This window comes from Arthrobacter sp. M71 S08 (genome assembly GCF_059089725.1).
In genome coordinates, this window is record NZ_JBNHEY010000009.1 from 30,583 (window position 1) to 47,294 (window position 16,712).

The 16,712-nt window shown below is 63.4% G+C and carries 17 protein-coding genes; 6 read left to right on the plus strand and 11 right to left on the minus strand.

Annotated elements, in window-relative coordinates:
* Window positions 1–119: 119 nt before the first annotated feature.
* From aceE to fabF, 6 genes are all read left to right on the plus strand, one after another.
* On the plus strand, window positions 120–2,864 hold the full coding sequence (aceE, locus tag AC5RTB_RS15190; RefSeq protein ID WP_494061889.1) for a pyruvate dehydrogenase (acetyl-transferring), homodimeric type: 2,745 nt from the start codon (window positions 120–122) through the stop codon (window positions 2,862–2,864).
* A gap of 129 nt (window positions 2,865–2,993) precedes the next feature.
* Window positions 2,994–4,232 carry a PucR family transcriptional regulator gene (locus AC5RTB_RS15195; protein WP_494061890.1) on the plus strand — a complete coding sequence of 413 codons (1,239 nt, stop codon included), beginning with the start codon at window positions 2,994–2,996 and terminating at the stop codon, window positions 4,230–4,232.
* 78 nt (window positions 4,233–4,310) lie between these two features.
* Complete coding sequence (locus AC5RTB_RS15200) at window positions 4,311–5,282, plus strand: ACP S-malonyltransferase (RefSeq protein ID WP_494061891.1); 972 nt, start codon at window positions 4,311–4,313, stop codon at window positions 5,280–5,282.
* Window positions 5,279–6,334, plus strand: a complete 1,056-nt coding sequence (locus tag AC5RTB_RS15205) for a beta-ketoacyl-ACP synthase III (RefSeq protein ID WP_494061892.1) — start codon at window positions 5,279–5,281, stop codon at window positions 6,332–6,334. The genes AC5RTB_RS15200 and AC5RTB_RS15205 overlap by 4 nt, the downstream gene beginning before the upstream one ends.
* A 78-nt stretch (window positions 6,335–6,412) precedes the next feature.
* Window positions 6,413–6,658: an acyl carrier protein gene (locus AC5RTB_RS15210; RefSeq protein WP_490888870.1), complete on the plus strand. Its 246-nt coding sequence runs from the start codon at window positions 6,413–6,415 to the stop codon at window positions 6,656–6,658.
* A 100-nt stretch (window positions 6,659–6,758) separates the two neighbouring features.
* On the plus strand, window positions 6,759–7,994 hold the full coding sequence (gene fabF / locus AC5RTB_RS15215) for a beta-ketoacyl-ACP synthase II (RefSeq protein ID WP_494061893.1): 1,236 nt from the start codon (window positions 6,759–6,761) through the stop codon (window positions 7,992–7,994).
* An 80-nt stretch (window positions 7,995–8,074) separates the two neighbouring features.
* On the opposite strand, the gene AC5RTB_RS15220 is transcribed toward fabF, so the two are convergent.
* The 11 genes from AC5RTB_RS15220 to rplS form a co-directional block, all read right to left on the minus strand.
* Window positions 8,075–8,578, minus strand: coding sequence for a DUF3145 domain-containing protein (locus AC5RTB_RS15220; RefSeq protein ID WP_494061894.1), 504 nt, complete (start codon window positions 8,576–8,578; stop codon window positions 8,075–8,077).
* Between the two features lie 195 nt (window positions 8,579–8,773).
* Complete coding sequence (locus tag AC5RTB_RS15225) at window positions 8,774–9,709, minus strand: tyrosine recombinase XerC (protein ID WP_494061895.1); 936 nt, start codon at window positions 9,707–9,709, stop codon at window positions 8,774–8,776.
* Between the two features lie 167 nt (window positions 9,710–9,876).
* Window positions 9,877–10,443 (minus strand): methylated-DNA--[protein]-cysteine S-methyltransferase, encoded by a 567-nt coding sequence (locus tag AC5RTB_RS15230; RefSeq protein WP_494061896.1) that lies wholly within the window; start codon window positions 10,441–10,443, stop codon window positions 9,877–9,879.
* Between the two features lie 76 nt (window positions 10,444–10,519).
* Window positions 10,520–11,725 carry a DNA-processing protein DprA gene (gene dprA, locus AC5RTB_RS15235; RefSeq protein ID WP_494061897.1) on the minus strand — a complete coding sequence of 402 codons (1,206 nt, stop codon included), beginning with the start codon at window positions 11,723–11,725 and terminating at the stop codon, window positions 10,520–10,522.
* The gene (locus tag AC5RTB_RS15240; RefSeq protein ID WP_494061898.1) at window positions 11,722–13,257 is read right to left on the minus strand and encodes a YifB family Mg chelatase-like AAA ATPase; all 1,536 of its coding nucleotides are present in this window, start codon (window positions 13,255–13,257) and stop codon (window positions 11,722–11,724) included. The genes dprA and AC5RTB_RS15240 overlap by 4 nt, the downstream gene beginning before the upstream one ends.
* Window positions 13,257–13,613: a YraN family protein gene (locus AC5RTB_RS15245; RefSeq protein ID WP_494061899.1), complete on the minus strand. Its 357-nt coding sequence runs from the start codon at window positions 13,611–13,613 to the stop codon at window positions 13,257–13,259. Before AC5RTB_RS15245 ends, AC5RTB_RS15240 begins: the two co-directional genes overlap by 1 nt.
* Before the next feature lie 102 nt (window positions 13,614–13,715).
* Entirely contained in the window at window positions 13,716–14,042 is a 327-nt protein-coding gene (locus AC5RTB_RS15250; RefSeq protein ID WP_490888892.1) for a DUF2469 domain-containing protein, read from the minus strand.
* Between the two features lie 7 nt (window positions 14,043–14,049).
* Window positions 14,050–14,763, minus strand: a complete 714-nt coding sequence (gene rnhB, locus AC5RTB_RS15255; RefSeq protein ID WP_494061900.1) for a ribonuclease HII — start codon at window positions 14,761–14,763, stop codon at window positions 14,050–14,052.
* On the minus strand, window positions 14,760–15,566 hold the full coding sequence (gene lepB, locus AC5RTB_RS15260) for a signal peptidase I (RefSeq protein WP_494061901.1): 807 nt from the start codon (window positions 15,564–15,566) through the stop codon (window positions 14,760–14,762). The genes rnhB and lepB (AC5RTB_RS15260) overlap by 4 nt, the downstream gene beginning before the upstream one ends.
* Entirely contained in the window at window positions 15,566–16,294 is a 729-nt protein-coding gene (gene lepB, locus AC5RTB_RS15265; protein WP_494061902.1) for a signal peptidase I, read from the minus strand. Before lepB (AC5RTB_RS15265) ends, lepB (AC5RTB_RS15260) begins: the two co-directional genes overlap by 1 nt.
* A gap of 14 nt (window positions 16,295–16,308) precedes the next feature.
* Window positions 16,309–16,668 carry a 50S ribosomal protein L19 gene (rplS, locus tag AC5RTB_RS15270; protein ID WP_494061903.1) on the minus strand — a complete coding sequence of 120 codons (360 nt, stop codon included), beginning with the start codon at window positions 16,666–16,668 and terminating at the stop codon, window positions 16,309–16,311.
* Window positions 16,669–16,712 lie beyond the last annotated feature (44 nt).

Consider the following 16,712-nt stretch of genomic DNA (forward strand, 5'->3'; position numbering starts at 1 on the left):
CACAGTGAATCCAAGGTCAGGCGAACGCCGATCGGATTCTGACCGCTTCGACGAGCAACGGCCCGAAGCACGAAGTCGTACACGTCGCAGACATAATCTGCGGATTGGGAGGGTTTGGCATGGTTGCTGATCAGGGGATTGTGGGTTCGGGTACCGGTGGGGATTCGGATCCGGAGGAGACGGCTGAGTGGGTTGAGTCCTTTGATCAGCTGGTTGACATGCGAGGTTCCGAACGTGCCCGCGAGGTTTTGGGCCGCTTGCTTGCCCGTGCCGGAGGCCGGTCGGTCGGTTTGCCCAGCGTCGTAACGACCGACTATGTGAACACCATCCCGGTTGACGAGGAGCCTGAGTTTCCGGGCGACGAGGAGATCGAGCGTAAGTACCGTGCATGGATGCGGTGGAACGCCGCGGTCATGGTGCACCGGGCGCAGCGCCCCGAGATCGGTGTAGGCGGTCATATCTCCACCTATGCGGGCGCGGCGACGCTGTACGAGGTGGGCTTCAACCACTTCTTCAAAGGCAAGGACCACCCCTCCGGCGGCGATCAGGTGTTCTTCCAGGGCCATGCCTCCCCCGGTATGTACGCCCGGGCATATCTGGAAGGCCGACTCACCGAGGAGGACCTCGACGGGTTCCGGCAGGAGAAGTCCAAGGAAGGACACGCCCTGTCGTCGTACCCGCATCCGCGGTTGATGCCGGAGTTCTGGGAATTCCCCACGGTGTCGATGGGCATCGGGCCGATGAATGCGATCTACCAGGCCCAGAACAACCGGTACCTGCAGAACCGTGGTATCAAGGACACCAGCGGGCAGCAGGTTTGGGCGTTCCTCGGCGACGGCGAAATGGACGAACCGGAATCCCGGGGTTTGCTCCAGTTGGCCGCCAATGACGGCCTGGACAACCTGAATTTTGTGATCAACTGCAACTTGCAGCGCCTGGACGGCCCTGTCAGGGGCAACGGGAAGATCATGCAGGAACTCGAGGCGTTCTTCCGCGGAGCGGGCTGGAACGTGATCAAGGTTGTCTGGGGACGGGAGTGGGATGATCTGCTGGCCCGGGACACCTCCGGGGACCTGGTGAAGATCATGAATGAAACCGCTGACGGTGACTACCAGACCTACAAGGCTGAATCCGGTGGGTTCGTTCGCGATCACTTCTTCGGGAAGAGCCCGGTCACCAAAGACCTCGTGGCGGACATGACCGACGCGCAGGTATGGGGCCTGAAGCGCGGCGGGCATGACTACCGCAAGGTCTACGCGGCATACAAGGCCGCCACGGAGTTCAAGGGCAAGCCCACGGTGATCCTGGCCAAGACAGTGAAGGGCTACGGTCTCGGACCGCACTTCGAGGGCCGCAACGCGACCCACCAGATGAAGAAACTCACCAATGCAGACCTCAAGGCCTTCCGCGACCACCTCCGCATCCCCGTCACGGACGAGCAAATCGACGATGATCTCTACAACGCTCCCTACTACCACCCGGGCCCCGACGCGCCGGAGATCCAGTACCTGCACGAACGCCGCAAGGCGCTCGGAGGCTACCTGCCGGAGCGACGCTCCAAGCACACCCAGGTTGCTCTCCCGGGGGATAAGACCTACGAGGTTGCCAAGCGAGGATCCGGGAAGCAGCAGGCTGCCACCACCATGGCGTTCGTGAGGCTCCTGAAGGACCTCATGCGTGACAAGGAGTTCGGTAAGCGGATCGTCCCCATCATCCCGGATGAGGCCCGCACGTTCGGTATGGACTCGTTTTTCCCGACGGCAAAGATTTACAACCCCAAGGGCCAGAACTACCTTTCCGTGGACCGCGACCTTGTGCTCGCGTACAAGGAATCCATTGAAGGCCAGATTCTCCACGCCGGCATCAACGAGGCGGGCTCCGTCGCGGCATTCACCGCCGCGGGCACAGCGTATGCCACCCAGGCGGAGCCGCTGATCCCGATCTATGTGTTCTACTCGATGTTCGGATTCCAGCGGACCGGGGACTCCTTCTGGGCGGCCGGTGACCAGATGACCCGCGGGTTCATCATCGGCGCCACGGCCGGCCGGACCACCCTGACCGGCGAAGGCCTCCAGCACGCTGACGGGCACTCACCGATCCTCGCCGCCACCAATCCTGCGGTCGTCACCTATGACCCGGCCTACGGCTACGAGATCGGCCACATCGTCCAGGACGGCCTCGAGCGGATGTACGGAGATGGCAACGCTGTGTCCGGGTCTGACCCGAATGTCATGTACTACATCACCGTCTACAACGAGCCCATACTCCAGCCTGCTGAGCCGGAAAACCTCGACGTGGATGGACTGCTCCGCGGCATTTACAAGCTCAAGGACGGACACTCGGCGGAGAACACTCCGAAGTCGCAGATCCTGGCTTCGGGCGTGGCCGTGCCGTGGGCCCTGGAAGCGCAGCAGATTCTTGCCGACGAGTGGGGTGTATCTGCCGATGTGTGGTCGGTGACCTCCTGGAACGAATTGCGGCGTGACGCCCTCGCCGCCGAGGAAGAAGCATTCCTCAATCCCGGTGCCGAAACCCGCATCCCGTTCGTCACGCAGCAGTTGGGCGAAGCACCCGGACCGGTCATCGCCGTCACGGACTACATGAAAGCCGTACCCGACCAGATCCGGCAGTTCCTCCCGCAGGAATTCGCCACCCTCGGCGCCGATGGCTTCGGCTTCTCGGATACCCGCGCCGCCGCCCGCCGGTTCTTCAAGATCGATTCACACTCCGTCGTCGTACGCACCCTCGAACTTCTCGCCAGACGAGGCGAGGTCGACCAGGATGCACCACGCCAGGCAATCGAGAAGTACTCCCTCCTCGACGTCAACGCAGGCACTACGGGTAATACGGGCGGAGAGTCCTAACCTACACACCGCCGTAGCAGGATCCGCCGGCTCACGAGATAAGCCGGCGGATCCTGCTCGCCGTTTAAGCCCACTTTGTAGCCTTCGTACAAAATGGAGCCTGACGTATTGGAGCCGTATGCTCAATTCATGGCATCGCCCAATCCCCCGCGCGGGACATCCCTGCCCGCTCCGGATCCGGCCACCGTGGACCGGCTGCGGACGCAGATCGGCGCCCTCTCGACGACCACGCTGAAGCAGCTCGACGCCTCCCTGCCCTGGTACCGCAACCTGCGCCCGGATGAAAGATCAGCTCTCGGCCTGGTCGCTCAGAAGGGCATCGCGTCTTTCGTGAACTGGTACCAGAAGCCGGTGTCGCCAGCGTGGGTCCTCAGCGATGTGTTCGGGACTGCACCGACGGAACTCACCCGGTCCATCAGCCTCCAGAAGGCACTCCAGCTGATCCGCGTCGTCGTGCAGGTGGTTGAAGATCAGGTTCCTGATCTCGCCTCGGACGCCGACCAGGGCCTCCTCCGCGAGGCCGTGCTCAGGTACTCCCGTGAGGTGGCTTTCGCGGCAGCTGACGTCTATGCCCGCGCGGCTGAAACCCGCGGATCCTGGGATACGCGTCTTGAAGCGCTGGTGGTTGATGCGATCCTCCGAGGAGAAAGTTCTGACGCGCTTCGGTCCCGGATTGCAGCGGTCGGCTGGAAATCGGAGGCACCGATCACCGTCATGGTGGGCACCTCACCAGCCGAGCCGAACGCAATGTTTCTTAATGATCTGCGACGGACCACCGGCAGATTGGCTGAAGACACCCTGGTCGGCATTCAGGGTGATCGCCTCATCCTCGTCCTCGGAGGGGTCCAGGACCGCGATAGTTCCTATACCAGACTGAGCGAACTGTTCGGGCCCGGGCCGGTTGTCTACGGACCGGAATCAGCCTCACTCGTGGCGGCGAGCGGTTCCGCCCAGGCAGCGTTCGCCGGACTCACTGCAGCGCGCGCCTGGCCCTCGGCCCCCCGTCCGGTCGCCGCCGACGATCTCTGGCCCGAACGCGTCATCTCCGGCGACGACACAGCCCGCAAGGCACTGCTGCGCAACATCTACCGGCCACTCGCTAACGCGCAGAACGGTCTGGAAGAAACACTCTCCGCGTACCTCGCGCTTGGTCATTCCCTCGAAGCGACATCCCGCGAACTTTTCGTCCATGCCAACACCGTCCGCTACCGCCTGCGACGCGTTTGCGACATCACCGGATGGGATCCGCTCCTCCCCCGCGAGGCGTTCGTGCTTCAGACAGCGCTCGTGATCGGACGCCTGGCACCCCCTCCCAAGGCCGCAACAGAGCGGTCATCGACAAGGGTCGAGCGGGCAGCTTCGTTGTAGACTTCCTACAAAGTGGCTTCGGGAGCTTGGTGCACCGGAACACCCTGCTTATGACCGCCCATTTGGAAAGCTTGATACGTGCTTGCAATTCTCTGCCCTGGACAAGGGTCCCAGTCCCCAGGATTCCTGACCCCGTGGCTTGACCTTCCGGGCGTGCGCGAGCACCTTGACGCCCTCAGCGAGGCAGCCGGCGTCGACCTGGTGCGTCACGGCACCGTCTCCGATGAGGAAACGATTCGCGATACCGCAGTAGCGCAGCCGCTGATTGTTGCCGCCGGATTGGTCGCGGCCCGCGTGCTCCTTGGTGACACGCCGCTTACGTCGGCCACCGTCGTGGCCGGGCACTCGGTGGGAGAACTGACCGCTTCGGCCGTGGCCGGAGCACTAACTGAGCAGGACGCCGTCACGCTTGTGCGCACACGGGCGCAGTCCATGGCTACCGCGGCTGCGGTCACCCCGACCGGTATGAGCGCGGTTCTGGGCGGCGATCCCGACGACGTCGTCGCTACCCTCGAGCGCCATGGGTTGACCGCGGCGAACGCAAACGGCGGTGGCCAGATCGTTGCGGCGGGCACGCTCGAGCAGCTCTCCGCGCTGGTTGCGGATCCACCGCAAAAGGCCCGCGTTATCCCGTTGAAGGTGGCCGGTGCCTTCCACACCCATCACATGGCCCCGGCTGTGGAAGCGCTCGAGGAGCTGCGGCCTTCCCTCTCACCGGCCGAGCCTCTCGCCACGCTGCTTTCGAACTACGACGGTGAACCGGTGGCATCCGGTGACCTCAATCTCGACAGCCTGATTGCGCAGGTTTCCCGTCCCGTCCGTTGGGACCTATGCATGCAGCGGCTTCAGGACATGGGCGTTTCGGGCGTGCTTGAGCTTCCTCCAGCGGGTACCCTGACAGGGCTGGCCAAGCGCGGGATGCGCGGGACAGCCAGCCTCGCAGTAAAGACCCCTGAGGACCTGAGCGCGGCACGGAACTTCATGGCAGAACATTCCCGCACCCCTTCCCCGGCCGACGCCCCCATTGCAATCGCAGAAGGAAACGCGTGACTACTCCTATTCTTCAACAGTCCCCGCTGCGGGAACACACCCGCATCCTCGGCATGGGTATCTTCCGTCCGGAGGTGATCGTCACCAATGAGGACATCTGCCAGTGGATCGATTCCTCGGATGAGTGGATCCGCCAACGCACGGGCATTGTGACGCGACACCGCGCTGACAAAGACACCAGTGTCATCGACATGGGTGAAGCAGCGGCACGGGCGGCCCTCGCTGACGCAGGCATCGAGGCGTCCCAGCTGGGCGCCGTGCTGGTTTCCACCGTCACGCACCCGTATGCCACTCCCTCTGCAGCCGCGCAGCTGGCGGACCGTCTGGGCGCCACCCCGGCTCCTGCGTACGACATCTCGGCAGCCTGCGCAGGTTACTGCTATGGAATCGCCCAGGCCGACGCCCTGGTACACGCAGGAACCGCTGACTACGTCCTCGTGGTCGGCGTCGAGAAGCTCTCCGATTTCATTGACAACACTGAACGGACCATCTCTTTCCTGCTCGGCGACGGAGCCGGCGCCGTCGTAATCGGCCCGTCCGACTCACCCGGGATCGGTCCCTCCGTCTGGGGTTCTGACGGCAGCAAGCACGAGTCAATCCGTATGACCCATTCGCTCCTCGATGTGCGCGACCTGTCGCTTGCAGCGCTTGCAGACGGACCGGACGCGCTGGCAAGGGCTGCTGAATCCGCAATCTGGCCCACGATGCTCCAGGACGGCCCCACGGTGTTCCGGTGGGCAGTATGGGAAATGGCCAAGGTTGCGCAGCAGGCTCTCGACGCTGCCGGCATCAAGGCCGAGGACCTCGTGGCGTTCGTCCCGCACCAGGCGAACATCCGCATCATCGACGAGATGGTGAAGCAGTTGGGATTGCCCGAACACGTGGCAGTCGCGCGTGACATCGTCGACGCCGGCAACACCTCCGCTGCCTCAATCCCACTCGCGATGCATCGCCTCCTGTCCGAAAATCCGGACCTGAGCGGGGGCTTCGCCCTGCAGATTGGTTTCGGCGCTGGATTGGTGTTCGGCGCCCAGGTCGTTGTTCTCCCGTAGTTTTCCACTTCAGGCCGCAGCCCGCGGCCTGATCAAACGGATCCGGTATGTACCGGAACAAAGAGAAAAGGAGCCATCATGGCTAACAATGAAGAGATCCTCGCAGGACTGGCCGAGATCGTGAACGAAGAGACGGGCCTTGCCCCGGAGTCCGTGGAGATGGACAAATCCTTCACCGACGACCTTGACATCGACTCGATCTCCATGATGACCATCGTGGTCAACGCTGAGGAGAAGTTCGGAGTGCGCATCCCCGACGAAGAAGTCAAGAACCTCAAGACCGTCGGCGACGCAGTGGATTTCATCGCCAGCGCCCAGTCCTAGTGGCGTGCGGCGATGGCATCCCGACTCCGCCATCGCCGCCACATCAGGCACATCAGGCACATCTTCCACACGGAAACAACGACGCATCAGAGAGTGAACCATGGCACGCAAAGTAGTCATCACCGGCTTGGGCGCCACCACACCCATCGGCGGCGATGTTCCCACCCTGTGGGAGAACGCATTGAAGGGCATTTCAGGCGCACGAACCATCGAAGCCGACTGGGTGGCGGAGTATGAGCTTCCGGTAACCTTCGCTGCTCAGGTTTCGACCCCGGCAGGCGAGGTGCTGACCCGCGTCGAAGCGAAGCGGATGGACCCGTCCACCCAGTTCGCTGTCATCGCTGCCCGGGAGGCATGGCGCGACTCCGGTATCGAAGAAGTTGACCACGACCGCTTTGCCGTAGCGTTTGCAACCGGTATCGGCGGCGTGTGGACACTGCTCGATGCCTGGGACACGCTCAAGGCCAAGGGACCTCGTCGGGTGCTGCCCATGACGGTTCCGATGCTCATGCCCAACGGTCCTGCGGCTGCTGTGAGCCTGGATCTCGGCGCCCGGGCTGGTGCACACACACCCGTATCGGCGTGTGCGTCCGGCACCGAAGCGCTTCACCAGGGACTGGAACTGATTCGTTCCGGCAAGGCGGACGTCGTCATGTGCGGCGGCGCTGAAGCCGCCATCCACCCTATGCCGATCGCGGCCTTTGCATCCATGCAAGCCCTGTCGCGCCGCAACGATGATCCTGAGCACGCCTCACGCCCGTACGACATCGACCGCGACGGTTTCGTGATGGGTGAGGGCGCTGGAGCATTGCTGATCGAGGCGGAAGAGCATGCCCTCGCCCGTGGCGCCCGCATCTATGGCGAGCTCGCGGGCACATCCGTCACAGCCGACGCGTACCACATCACCGCGCCTGATCCCGGGGGCCTTGGGGCAACCCGGGCGCTGAAGGCCGCGCTGTTTGATGCGCGGGTTCAGCCCTCGGACGTAGTGCATGTCAATGCGCACGCAACCTCCACACCGGTGGGTGACCAGCCGGAGTACGTGGCGTTGAAGACCGCTCTGGGTGGACAGCTGGACTCGGTCGCCGTTTCGGCCACAAAGTCGCAAACCGGCCACCTGCTGGGTGCGTCGGGTGCTGTCGAGGCCGTGATGACTGTTCTCGCGGTCCACGACCGCCGCGCACCGGTCACCATCAACCTTGAGAACCAGGATCCGCAGATCCCGCTTGACGTGGTGACGTCGGCGCGTGACCTGCCTTCGGGCGATATCGTTGCACTCAGCAACTCGTTCGGCTTCGGTGGCCACAATGCGGTCATTGTGGTGAAGAACGTCTAACCTGCCGACAACCTGCAGACTGCATGAGGCCCGGGTACCAGCCGGTATCCGGGCTTCATTCTTGCGTTGAGTGGGCGATCCTAGCCGACCTGGTGGAGCCAGCGTACAGGCGCGCCCTCTCCTGCATGCCGGAAGGGCTCCAATTCCTCGTCCCACGACTCACCCAGGGCAAGGGAGAGCTCGTGATAGACCGCGGCCGGGTCGCCGGCTCCGGTCTCATAGGCGTACCTAATGCGGTCTTCAGAAATCATGACGTTGCCGTGGACGTCCGTGGTGGCGTGGAAGATTCCCAGCTCCGGTGTGTGCGACCAGCGGCCGCCATCGGCCCCGGCGCTCTGCTCTTCGGTCACCTCGTACCGCAGGTGTGCCCATCCCCGCAATGCGGATGCCAGCTTGGCTCCGGATCCCTGTGCAGCAACCCAGGAGAGCTCGGCACGGAACATTCCGGGCGCGGCAGGTTGTGCGGACCACTGCAGGTCCACACGCTGGTCAATGACCGATCCGACGGCCCACTCGATATGAGGGCACAACGCAGAAGGGGCTGAGTGGATATACAAAACACCGCGCGCCATCACAACAGACATTCCATCCTCCATAGCTGTAGGTACGTCTTCCCCAACGACCTTCAACCCTTGGTGGTCCTGTCCCGTTGTTGCTCGGGTATGGTGTGCTCAGTCCGCACTTTATTGAACTACGCTCATTCTGCCCCATGAACGCAAATCGCGCCACTGTAATTACTCCCGCCGTATTCCACGCGACCGCTCAACCCGACTGGTCGGTCATGCACGGGGGTGAGCCTGCTCGTAACTGCGGCGGAGCCGGTCCACGGACACGTGGGTATAGAGCTGGGTGGTTGCGAGGCTCCGGTGTCCCAGGAGTTCCTGCACGGCACGCAGATCTGCCCCGCCGTCGAGCAGGTGGGTTGCAGCCGTATGGCGCAAGGCGTGTGGGCCGCTGGCACCCGTGCCCTCGACGGTAGCAAGAAGCTTTTGGACGATCGACCTCGCCTGACGCTGGTCGAGACGGCGGCCCCGTGGTCCGAGGAAGAGCGCGGCACCGCTGTCCGACTTGGCCCATTGATTCCTGCCGCGGGCCAGCCAGTCCTTGAGGGCTTGAGCAGCCGGCACACCGTACGGCACAGTGCGCTCCTTATTCCCTTTTCCCAGGACTCGTATGGTGCGGCGATCATGGTCCACGTCGTCAATGTCCAGACCCACGAGCTCACCGACGCGAATCCCCGATCCGTAGAGCAATTCCAGCACTGCCCGGGCACGAAGCGCTGCGGGATTCCCTCCTATCGCCGCTTTCTGTGTGGTCGCCAGCAACGGTTCGAGCTGTAACTCGGACAGGACGTCGGGAAGACCGTTCTGCCGTCGGGGCGCCTTCAGCCTGAGCGACGGATTGTCACCGATGTATCCCTCGCGGGTGGCCCAGGCAAGGAAATTGCGGACGGTCGCTGCCCGCCTGGCGATGGTCGCCCTTGATAGACCCTGTTGGTCGAGAGAACCCAGCCACAACCTGAGACAGCTTAGATCCACTTCCGCAAGAGCCCCTATGCCCCGCGCGGCGGAGAAAGACGCAAAGTCATCAAGGTCGCCGCGATAGCCACGCACCGTGTTGGCGGAACGGTTCCGTTCCCGGGACAGGTAGCGAATGAATCCGTCCGCTTCGCGGACGAAAAGGGACGGAGGCCCGCTCCCGGGCGGTGCGCTCATGCCCTGCCTCCCAACTCCTCCCCTGATGCGTGAACCTACTGTGCACCACGATGGGGCCCCCAGCAAGGAGGCGCACCGCCAACCCTCCAATGGCGCCATGCAGCTTCTTGGATGCATGTCGAGGCCACCTGCTATTCGTCACCCCATCAGCGAACCGCCAATAGAATTCACGCTGCAACTCGGGCGGTTACCGCAACTTCCAATTCGAGCAGTGCACGCTTGACGGGGACACCAGCCGCGTAGCCTGTGATCGCCCCGCTTGCGCCCACCACCCGGTGCCCCGGGATGACTATCGATAGTGGGTTGGCGCGCACCGCCGCGCCGACAGCCCGTCCCATCGATTCATTGCCCAGAGCGTCTGCGATGTCCTTGTAGGTGCGAGTCTCACCGTACGGGATCGCCGCAACCGCTTCCCAGACAGTGCGCTGAAACGCGGTCCCATTGAGAAGGTCGTAGGGTACCGGCTGCTCGACGGTTCCGCTGAAGTAGCGTCGCAGCCAGTCACCCGTCTCATGGAACACTTCCGATGCGGCTTCCTGGTCAGGGGCTGACAAATCATTCGACCCGTCCTCCCCGAAAGGGGTCGTTTCTGATCCTTCCGGGAAAGGCAGTCCGAGGAGAACCGGCGAGGGCTCCGGCGAGTGATACTCGTGGTAGAGACCGACCAGTCTTCCATTTCGGGCCACAAGAACCAGGCCTCCTACTGGGCTGTCAACGATCCTGAATGTATTCACGGTTGGTTCCTTTCTTCGTGCCGGGTGATGCAGGGATCCTGTTGGTTGAATCTGTGAAGGTGTCCGTACGAGCGGTTCAACGTGGACTCTTACGCCATCCGCCGTCATCGGTACGCTGCGCAAGGCCGTCGGTTTCCAGGCGGCCAAGGCCCGCAAGGACTCCAGGCACGCTGAGGCCGGCAACCACCGCGAGCTTGTCGACCGTGGAGGAGGCTCGAACAGGCAGCGCGTCCAGAAGCAGCAGATCCTCCACGGCCAGGCCGTCATGCGGCGCCGGTTGCCCGGGGCGCTCTTCGCCGCACACCCCCATGAGGGGACCCGCGAGCTCAGCGACCTCGGCAGCGTCAGTGACGCAGATCGCGCTGCCGTCCCGGAGCAGCCGATGACAACCGGCGGAATTGGGTGACTGGACAGGGCCTGGAATCGCTCCGACCGCCCGGCCCAGGTTTGCCGCGTGATGTGCCGTGCTGAGTGCTCCCGAGCGCCAGCGGGCCTCAACCACCACAGTGACTGAGCTGAGCGCAGCGATCAGCCGGTTGCGCTGAAGAAACCTGTAGCGCGTGGGTGATGAACCCGGTGGCACCTCGGAGATCAGCAGTCCACGCTGGGCGATTTCCCGCAGCAGGCCCTCGTTGCCGGCCGGGTAGTACCGATCGATGCCGCAGGCGAGAACCGCCACAGTGGGCAACGGATGGTCCTCCCCCGCTATCGCCAGCGCTCCTCGGTGTGCCTGCGCATCGATGCCGTAAGCGCCGCCGGACAACACGGTGTAACCCCGTCCGACCAGGCCGGCTGCGAGATCGGCGGTCACGGAAGCTCCGTAGCTAGTGCTGTCCCGCGAACCGACCACCGCTACTACCCGGTCCTGTGACGGAATGGCCACGGCGTTCTGCCCGCGCACCCACAGGCACAGCGGTTCTTCCAGCTGCAGATCCTGCAGTGCCTGGGGCCACCAGTCCGATTCGGGGGTGAGCAGGGTCCCACCGAACCGGCGCACGGTTTCAAGGTCCCTGAGCGGTGCAAGAGTCTCGGCGCGTGTCCGCCATCGGTCAAGTGCCTGCGTGAGCGCGTCCGTTCTCATCCGGTGTCCGTTCGCCGCCAGGATCTCGAGCAATGCCCGGTGCAGCCGGGGACCACAGGTTGCGGCGCCCGTAGCGATCTGCAGGCCCTCAACTGGACCTGCGGCGGACACGAGCGCCAACCCGACATTGTCGGATGGTTCCAACAGACGCGCAAGCCCTGCACGGGCCACTTGCTCTTCGCTCCATCCGGAAGCCTTCATGCTGCCTCCTGAGTGCGGAAGATCAGTGCCGTTGTGACGTCGTCGGAGTTGGGCGCAGCCCTTCCCGCCAGATCAGCGATTGTCCACGCCACCCGCAGGACCCTGTCGTAGCCGCGTTTCGTGATGGCAGCCTGCTCCATTTTTCTGTCCACGGATTCGGTTGCCTTCCGGGTAAGCCTGAGTTCGTTGTGCAAAAGTCGGGCGGGAATCTCAGCGTTGGTGGAGAGATCCCAGCGGCGTAGCCGCTCGTGCTGCGCCACCCGGGCAGCGGCAACGCGCTTTGCGACGGCGGCGCTGGAGTCTGTCGCGGCAGACCCGGAGAAGTCTTTGAGGGACACCCTGTGCACTGCCAGTTGCAGGTCGACCCTGTCAAGGAGAGGCCCGGACAGCCGGTCGAAGTAACGCCGGCGTTGCTGGGCGGAACACCTACAATCCATTCCCTTGCCCGTGGCCAGCCCACACGGGCAGGGATTGGCCGCGAGTACGAGTTGGAACCGGGCCGGATAGGTAGCCGTTCCGGCCGCCCTATGTAGCACCAATTCCCCGCTCTCCAGCGGTTCCCGAAGCGCATCAAGAATGCGGCGTTGGTATTCCGGCGCCTCGTCGAGGAACAGGACTCCACGATGGGCACGTGAAGCGGCGCCTGGGCGGGGGATGCCGCTGCCACCCCCGATGATTGATGCTGCGCTGGCGGTATGGTGAGGGCTCTCAAAGGGGGGCCGACGCCGTAACTCCCGACACGATTCCGCGCTCCCGAGAGAGTGTATGGCCGTCACTTCCATCGCCTGCTTGTCTGTGAGATCCGGAAGGATCCCGGGCATGCGCTCGGCCAGCATGGTCTTTCCAGCACCGGGCGGGCCAACCATCATCAGGTTGTGTGCTCCAGCGGCGGCCACCTCCACCGCGAATCGTGCTTCCGACTGCCCAGCCACATCAGACAGATCCTTGGGGACAAGGTCAGCACTCGCACGGGACCCGGACGAAAACTCCGACACCTGCGGCACAGGAAACTCAACGGTGGCCGGATCCGCTCCGAACGCCAACGCCACCTCGGCAAGGGAGTCATAGCTTCTCACCTCAGCACTCGGCACAAGAGCCGCTTCTGCGGCGTTCCCGCCAGCAACCACGACACTGGTGAAACCGGCACCCACAGCAGCCATAACTGCCGGCAGCACCCCGCGGATGGGCCTGAGGCGCCCGTCCAGACCCAGCTCAGCAAGGAAAACTGTGCGGCCGCAGTTGCGCACGTCTCCCGCTGCTGCCAAAGCAGACATAACGATGGCAAGGTCGAAACCGGAACCTCTCTTGGGCAACGAGGCCGGAACGAGGTTCACCGTGATCTTCCGGCGCGTGAGTGGAAGACCTGCGTTCCTTGCGGCTGCCCGGATGCGCTCCTTGGCCTCCGAGAGCGAAGCGTCGGGTAGCCCGAGGAGGACAAATGCCGGGAGCGTTTGCCCAATGTCGGACTCGACCTCAACGATGTAGCCGTTCAGTCCCACCAGTGAAACGGCGTAGGTGCGTCCGAGCGGCATCAGCTCACCGCCCGCAGGTGCTCGATGACGGGCTGACCGGTGCCGTCATCCACGATAGCGACTGCGTCCACGCGGAACCCGGAGAACCGGAGATCGTGCGCCCGCGCCCAGCGTGACGCCAACAGATACAGCCGTTCCAGTTTCCCGGGCGTGATCGCCTCCAGTGGGTGGCCGAATGCCTCGGAAGACCGCGTCTTGACTTCAACGACGACCAGCGTGGCGCCGTCGACCGCTACAAGGTCAATTTCGCCGATCGGGCACCGCCAGTTGCGGTCGATGATCCGGAGTCCGCCATCCTCCAAATAATTGGCAGCAAGGTCCTCACCCCGCTTACCCAGTTCATCCTTGGTTCTCATAAACACCTCCGGTACCAGCGTGTTGCAACTGGTACCGGAGGTGCCGGGAGTTTGGGGCTATGTGGGTAACTGCAGGGAAGCCATCGGGGTGTGGAGCGGCAGTCAGCTGCCCAGCGAGCCGTCCTTCGGAAGAGGGATATCATCGCTCTTCGCCAGTTCCTCGACGTTCACGTCCTTGAACGTTATGACGCGCACTGTCTTGACGAAGCGCGCTGAGCGGTACACGTCCCACACCCAAGCGTCATTCAAGGTGAGGTCGAAGTAGATCTCGCCGTCCGCCGAGCGCGCCTGCAGGTCAACATGGTTGGCGAGGTAGAACCTCCGCTCCGTTTCAACCACATAGTTGAAGAGGCTGACGACGTCGCGATACTCACGGTAGAGCTGCAGCTCCATGTCGGTTTCATAGTTTTCGAGATCTTCGGCGCTCATGAACCCATCATCCCCCAATTTCGGCACCGGGCATGCCGGTATCCGCGCTCATGCTGCCAAGGCGCCAGGTCCGCCGATGTTCGGCGCTGGGTCCAAGCCCGTCAATCGCAGCCCGGTGGGCAGCCGTTGCATAGCCTTTGTTCACCTCCCAGCCATAGCCGGGATAGTTCTCGGCGAAATCCACCATGAGCCGGTCCCGTTCCACTTTCGCCAGGACGCTGGCCGCGGCAACGCTCAGGCACTGCAGGTCCGCTTTGATCCGGGTATGAACCGGGGCATCGCAGCTGGCTTCCTGGATATCGACATCGTCGAACAGCGACCCCTGGGAAGTGGGCGCCAGCCAATTGTGGTTGCCGTCCAGGATGACCGCATCGGGCCGGACTACCCGTGTGACCTGTGCCCATGCACGGTTGCCGGCGGAGCGCAGCGCCGCCATGAGGCCGACGGCATCGATCTCCGCAGCGGTCGCGTGGCCCACGCCATAGGCCACTGCCCAGCGCTGTATTCTCGGCACCAGCGCTTCCCGCTCCGGCGCGCTGAGCAGCTTGCTGTCCCGGACCCCGCGCAGGCCCTTCACGGCTGCCAGATCAACGACTACGAGGCCGACAGTGACCGGCCCGGCTAGGGCACCCCGCCCCACCTCGTCACAACCGGCAACGAACCGGTGCCCCACATCAAGGAAGGAGCGTTCATAGCGCAGCGTTGGTGCCTTACCGGTCACGGCGTCGACTGATCCCGTCCGGTGCTGCTCTGTGCTGCGTCAGGAACATCGGCGAAAACATCAGGGTAGTTGCCCAGGAAGCCCATGCGGTCAAGGGGCCACGCGATCACGGATGCCTTGCCCTCGATCTCATCCACGTCGATGAATCCACCCCCGGACTTGCCGGTGTTGGCGCGGGAGTCCGCAGAGGCGTTCCGGTGATCTCCCATGACCCAGATCTTTCCTTCGGGCACGGTCACGTCGAAGGGGGTGTCCGAGGGGTTGGCACCCGGGAACAGGTACGGCTCATCGAGGGGCTCACCGTTCACCGTGATCCGGCCCTCGGCGTCACAACATATCACCCGGTCACCTTCAAGGCCGATGACGCGCTTGACGAGGTGCTGCTGGGACTCATCCGGCAGAAGACCGACGAATATGACGGCGTCCTTGAACCAGTTGCTTGTCGCGGTTCCGGCCGCTGACTCGGGAAGCCAGCCCTCGGCATCGCGAAAGACGACGATGTCGCCGCGCTTCAGCTCAAACGGTTGGGGAACCAGCTGGTTGACAAAGATACGGTCGTCGATCTCAAGAGTGTTCTCCATAGACCCCGAGGGGATGAAGAACGCGCGAAAGAGGAACGTTTTGATGAGGAAGGAGAGCAGCAAGGCGACCGCTACGATGATGACGATCTCCTTGGCCCAGCTGCCCAGACTGCGGACCGCGGAACCGCCGGAGGACCCATCCTTGCCGGACCTGTCGAAACGCGGCGCGTCTGCGGGATCTTCAGCGCCGTCGTTCGGGGTCCCGGAGTGGGCTTTAGCCATTATGTGTAATTCCTCTGCTGTACGTTCGGGGTAGGACTGGCCGAGGGCGACCGATCAGCGGGGCGCGGGACTGTGGTGGAGCGCTCGAAGGGCCAGAGCACGTGGGTGGCACGACCGATGACCCGTTCCGCCGAGACGAGGCCCCCTCCCGGTGCGCCGAGCAGGCCTCGTGAGTCGAAGGACTCCGACCGGTGATCACCCATGAGCCACAACTTACCCTCTGGGACCACTACCTCGAACCCCGTTTCGCTGGCTGTGTCCATGGGGAAAACGTAGGGCTCCTCGAAGGCGTTCCCATTGACGGTCAGCCGCCCGTCAGAATCACAGCATGCGACGGTGTCACCGCCGGTTCCGATCACACGCTTCACATATGTGGTCTCGGAGGCGCCCAGACCAAAGAAGCGGGCCGTATCTGTCAGCGTCTGGTGGAGTCCACCCTCACCGAGCGGTGCGAACGATCCCTTGCCATCAAAGACGACGACGTCGCCCCGTCTGATGTCGCCGAACACATAGTCGGTTCGCGAGACAAGGACTCGATCGCCTTCCTCGAGCAGTGGCTCCATCGAACTGGACGGGATGTAGAACACGTCAGCCAGGAGCGCACGGACGGCGATGACGGCAGCACACACGAAAGCCACGGTACAAAAGGCGAAGCGCCAGCCCGTGATACCGGGCCAGCGCTTCGACGGCTGCCTGGGTGCTTTCCGTGCAACGGAAAATTCAGGCATGAGAAACGAAGGAGTTACTTGGCGGTCTTCGGATCGCGCTTTTCCTTGATCTTTGCAGCCTTGCCGCGAAGATCACGCATGTAGTACAGCTTCGCACGGCGCACATCGCCCCTGCTGACGACCTCGATCTTGTCGATTACCGGGGAGTGCACCGGGAAGGTACGCTCAACGCCGACGCCGAAGCTGACCTTGCGAACCGTGAAGGTTTCACGGACACCGTCACCCTGGCGGCCGAGAACGAAGCCCTGGAAGACCTGAACACGGGTGTTCTTGCCTTCGATGATGTTGACGTGAACCTTCAGGGTGTCGCCCGCACGGAAGTCGGGGACATCACTGCGCAGCGATGCTGCATCCACATTGTCGAGAATATGCATTTGATTGCTCCTGGTGAACGCCACAGGTCACTCACGTTGGTCAC

Coding starts and splice junctions, on each gene's coding strand:
- aceE (WP_494061889.1), top strand. CDS start 120: ATGGTTGCTGATCAGGGGATTGTGGGTTCGGGTACCGGTGGGGATTCG.
- AC5RTB_RS15195 (WP_494061890.1), top strand. CDS start 2,994: ATGGCATCGCCCAATCCCCCGCGCGGGACATCCCTGCCCGCTCCGGAT.
- AC5RTB_RS15210 (WP_490888870.1), top strand. CDS start 6,413: ATGGCTAACAATGAAGAGATCCTCGCAGGACTGGCCGAGATCGTGAAC.
- fabF (WP_494061893.1), top strand. CDS start 6,759: ATGGCACGCAAAGTAGTCATCACCGGCTTGGGCGCCACCACACCCATC.
- AC5RTB_RS15220 (WP_494061894.1), bottom strand. CDS start 8,578: ATGTCTGTTGTGATGGCGCGCGGTGTTTTGTATATCCACTCAGCCCCT.
- AC5RTB_RS15225 (WP_494061895.1), bottom strand. CDS start 9,709: ATGAGCGCACCGCCCGGGAGCGGGCCTCCGTCCCTTTTCGTCCGCGAA.
- dprA (WP_494061897.1), bottom strand. CDS start 11,725: ATGAAGGCTTCCGGATGGAGCGAAGAGCAAGTGGCCCGTGCAGGGCTT.
- AC5RTB_RS15240 (WP_494061898.1), bottom strand. CDS start 13,257: ATGCCGCTCGGACGCACCTACGCCGTTTCACTGGTGGGACTGAACGGC.
- AC5RTB_RS15245 (WP_494061899.1), bottom strand. CDS start 13,613: ATGAGAACCAAGGATGAACTGGGTAAGCGGGGTGAGGACCTTGCTGCC.
- AC5RTB_RS15250 (WP_490888892.1), bottom strand. CDS start 14,042: ATGAGCGCCGAAGATCTCGAAAACTATGAAACCGACATGGAGCTGCAG.
- lepB (WP_494061901.1), bottom strand. CDS start 15,566: ATGGCTAAAGCCCACTCCGGGACCCCGAACGACGGCGCTGAAGATCCC.
- lepB (WP_494061902.1), bottom strand. CDS start 16,294: ATGCCTGAATTTTCCGTTGCACGGAAAGCACCCAGGCAGCCGTCGAAG.
- rplS (WP_494061903.1), bottom strand. CDS start 16,668: ATGCATATTCTCGACAATGTGGATGCAGCATCGCTGCGCAGTGATGTC.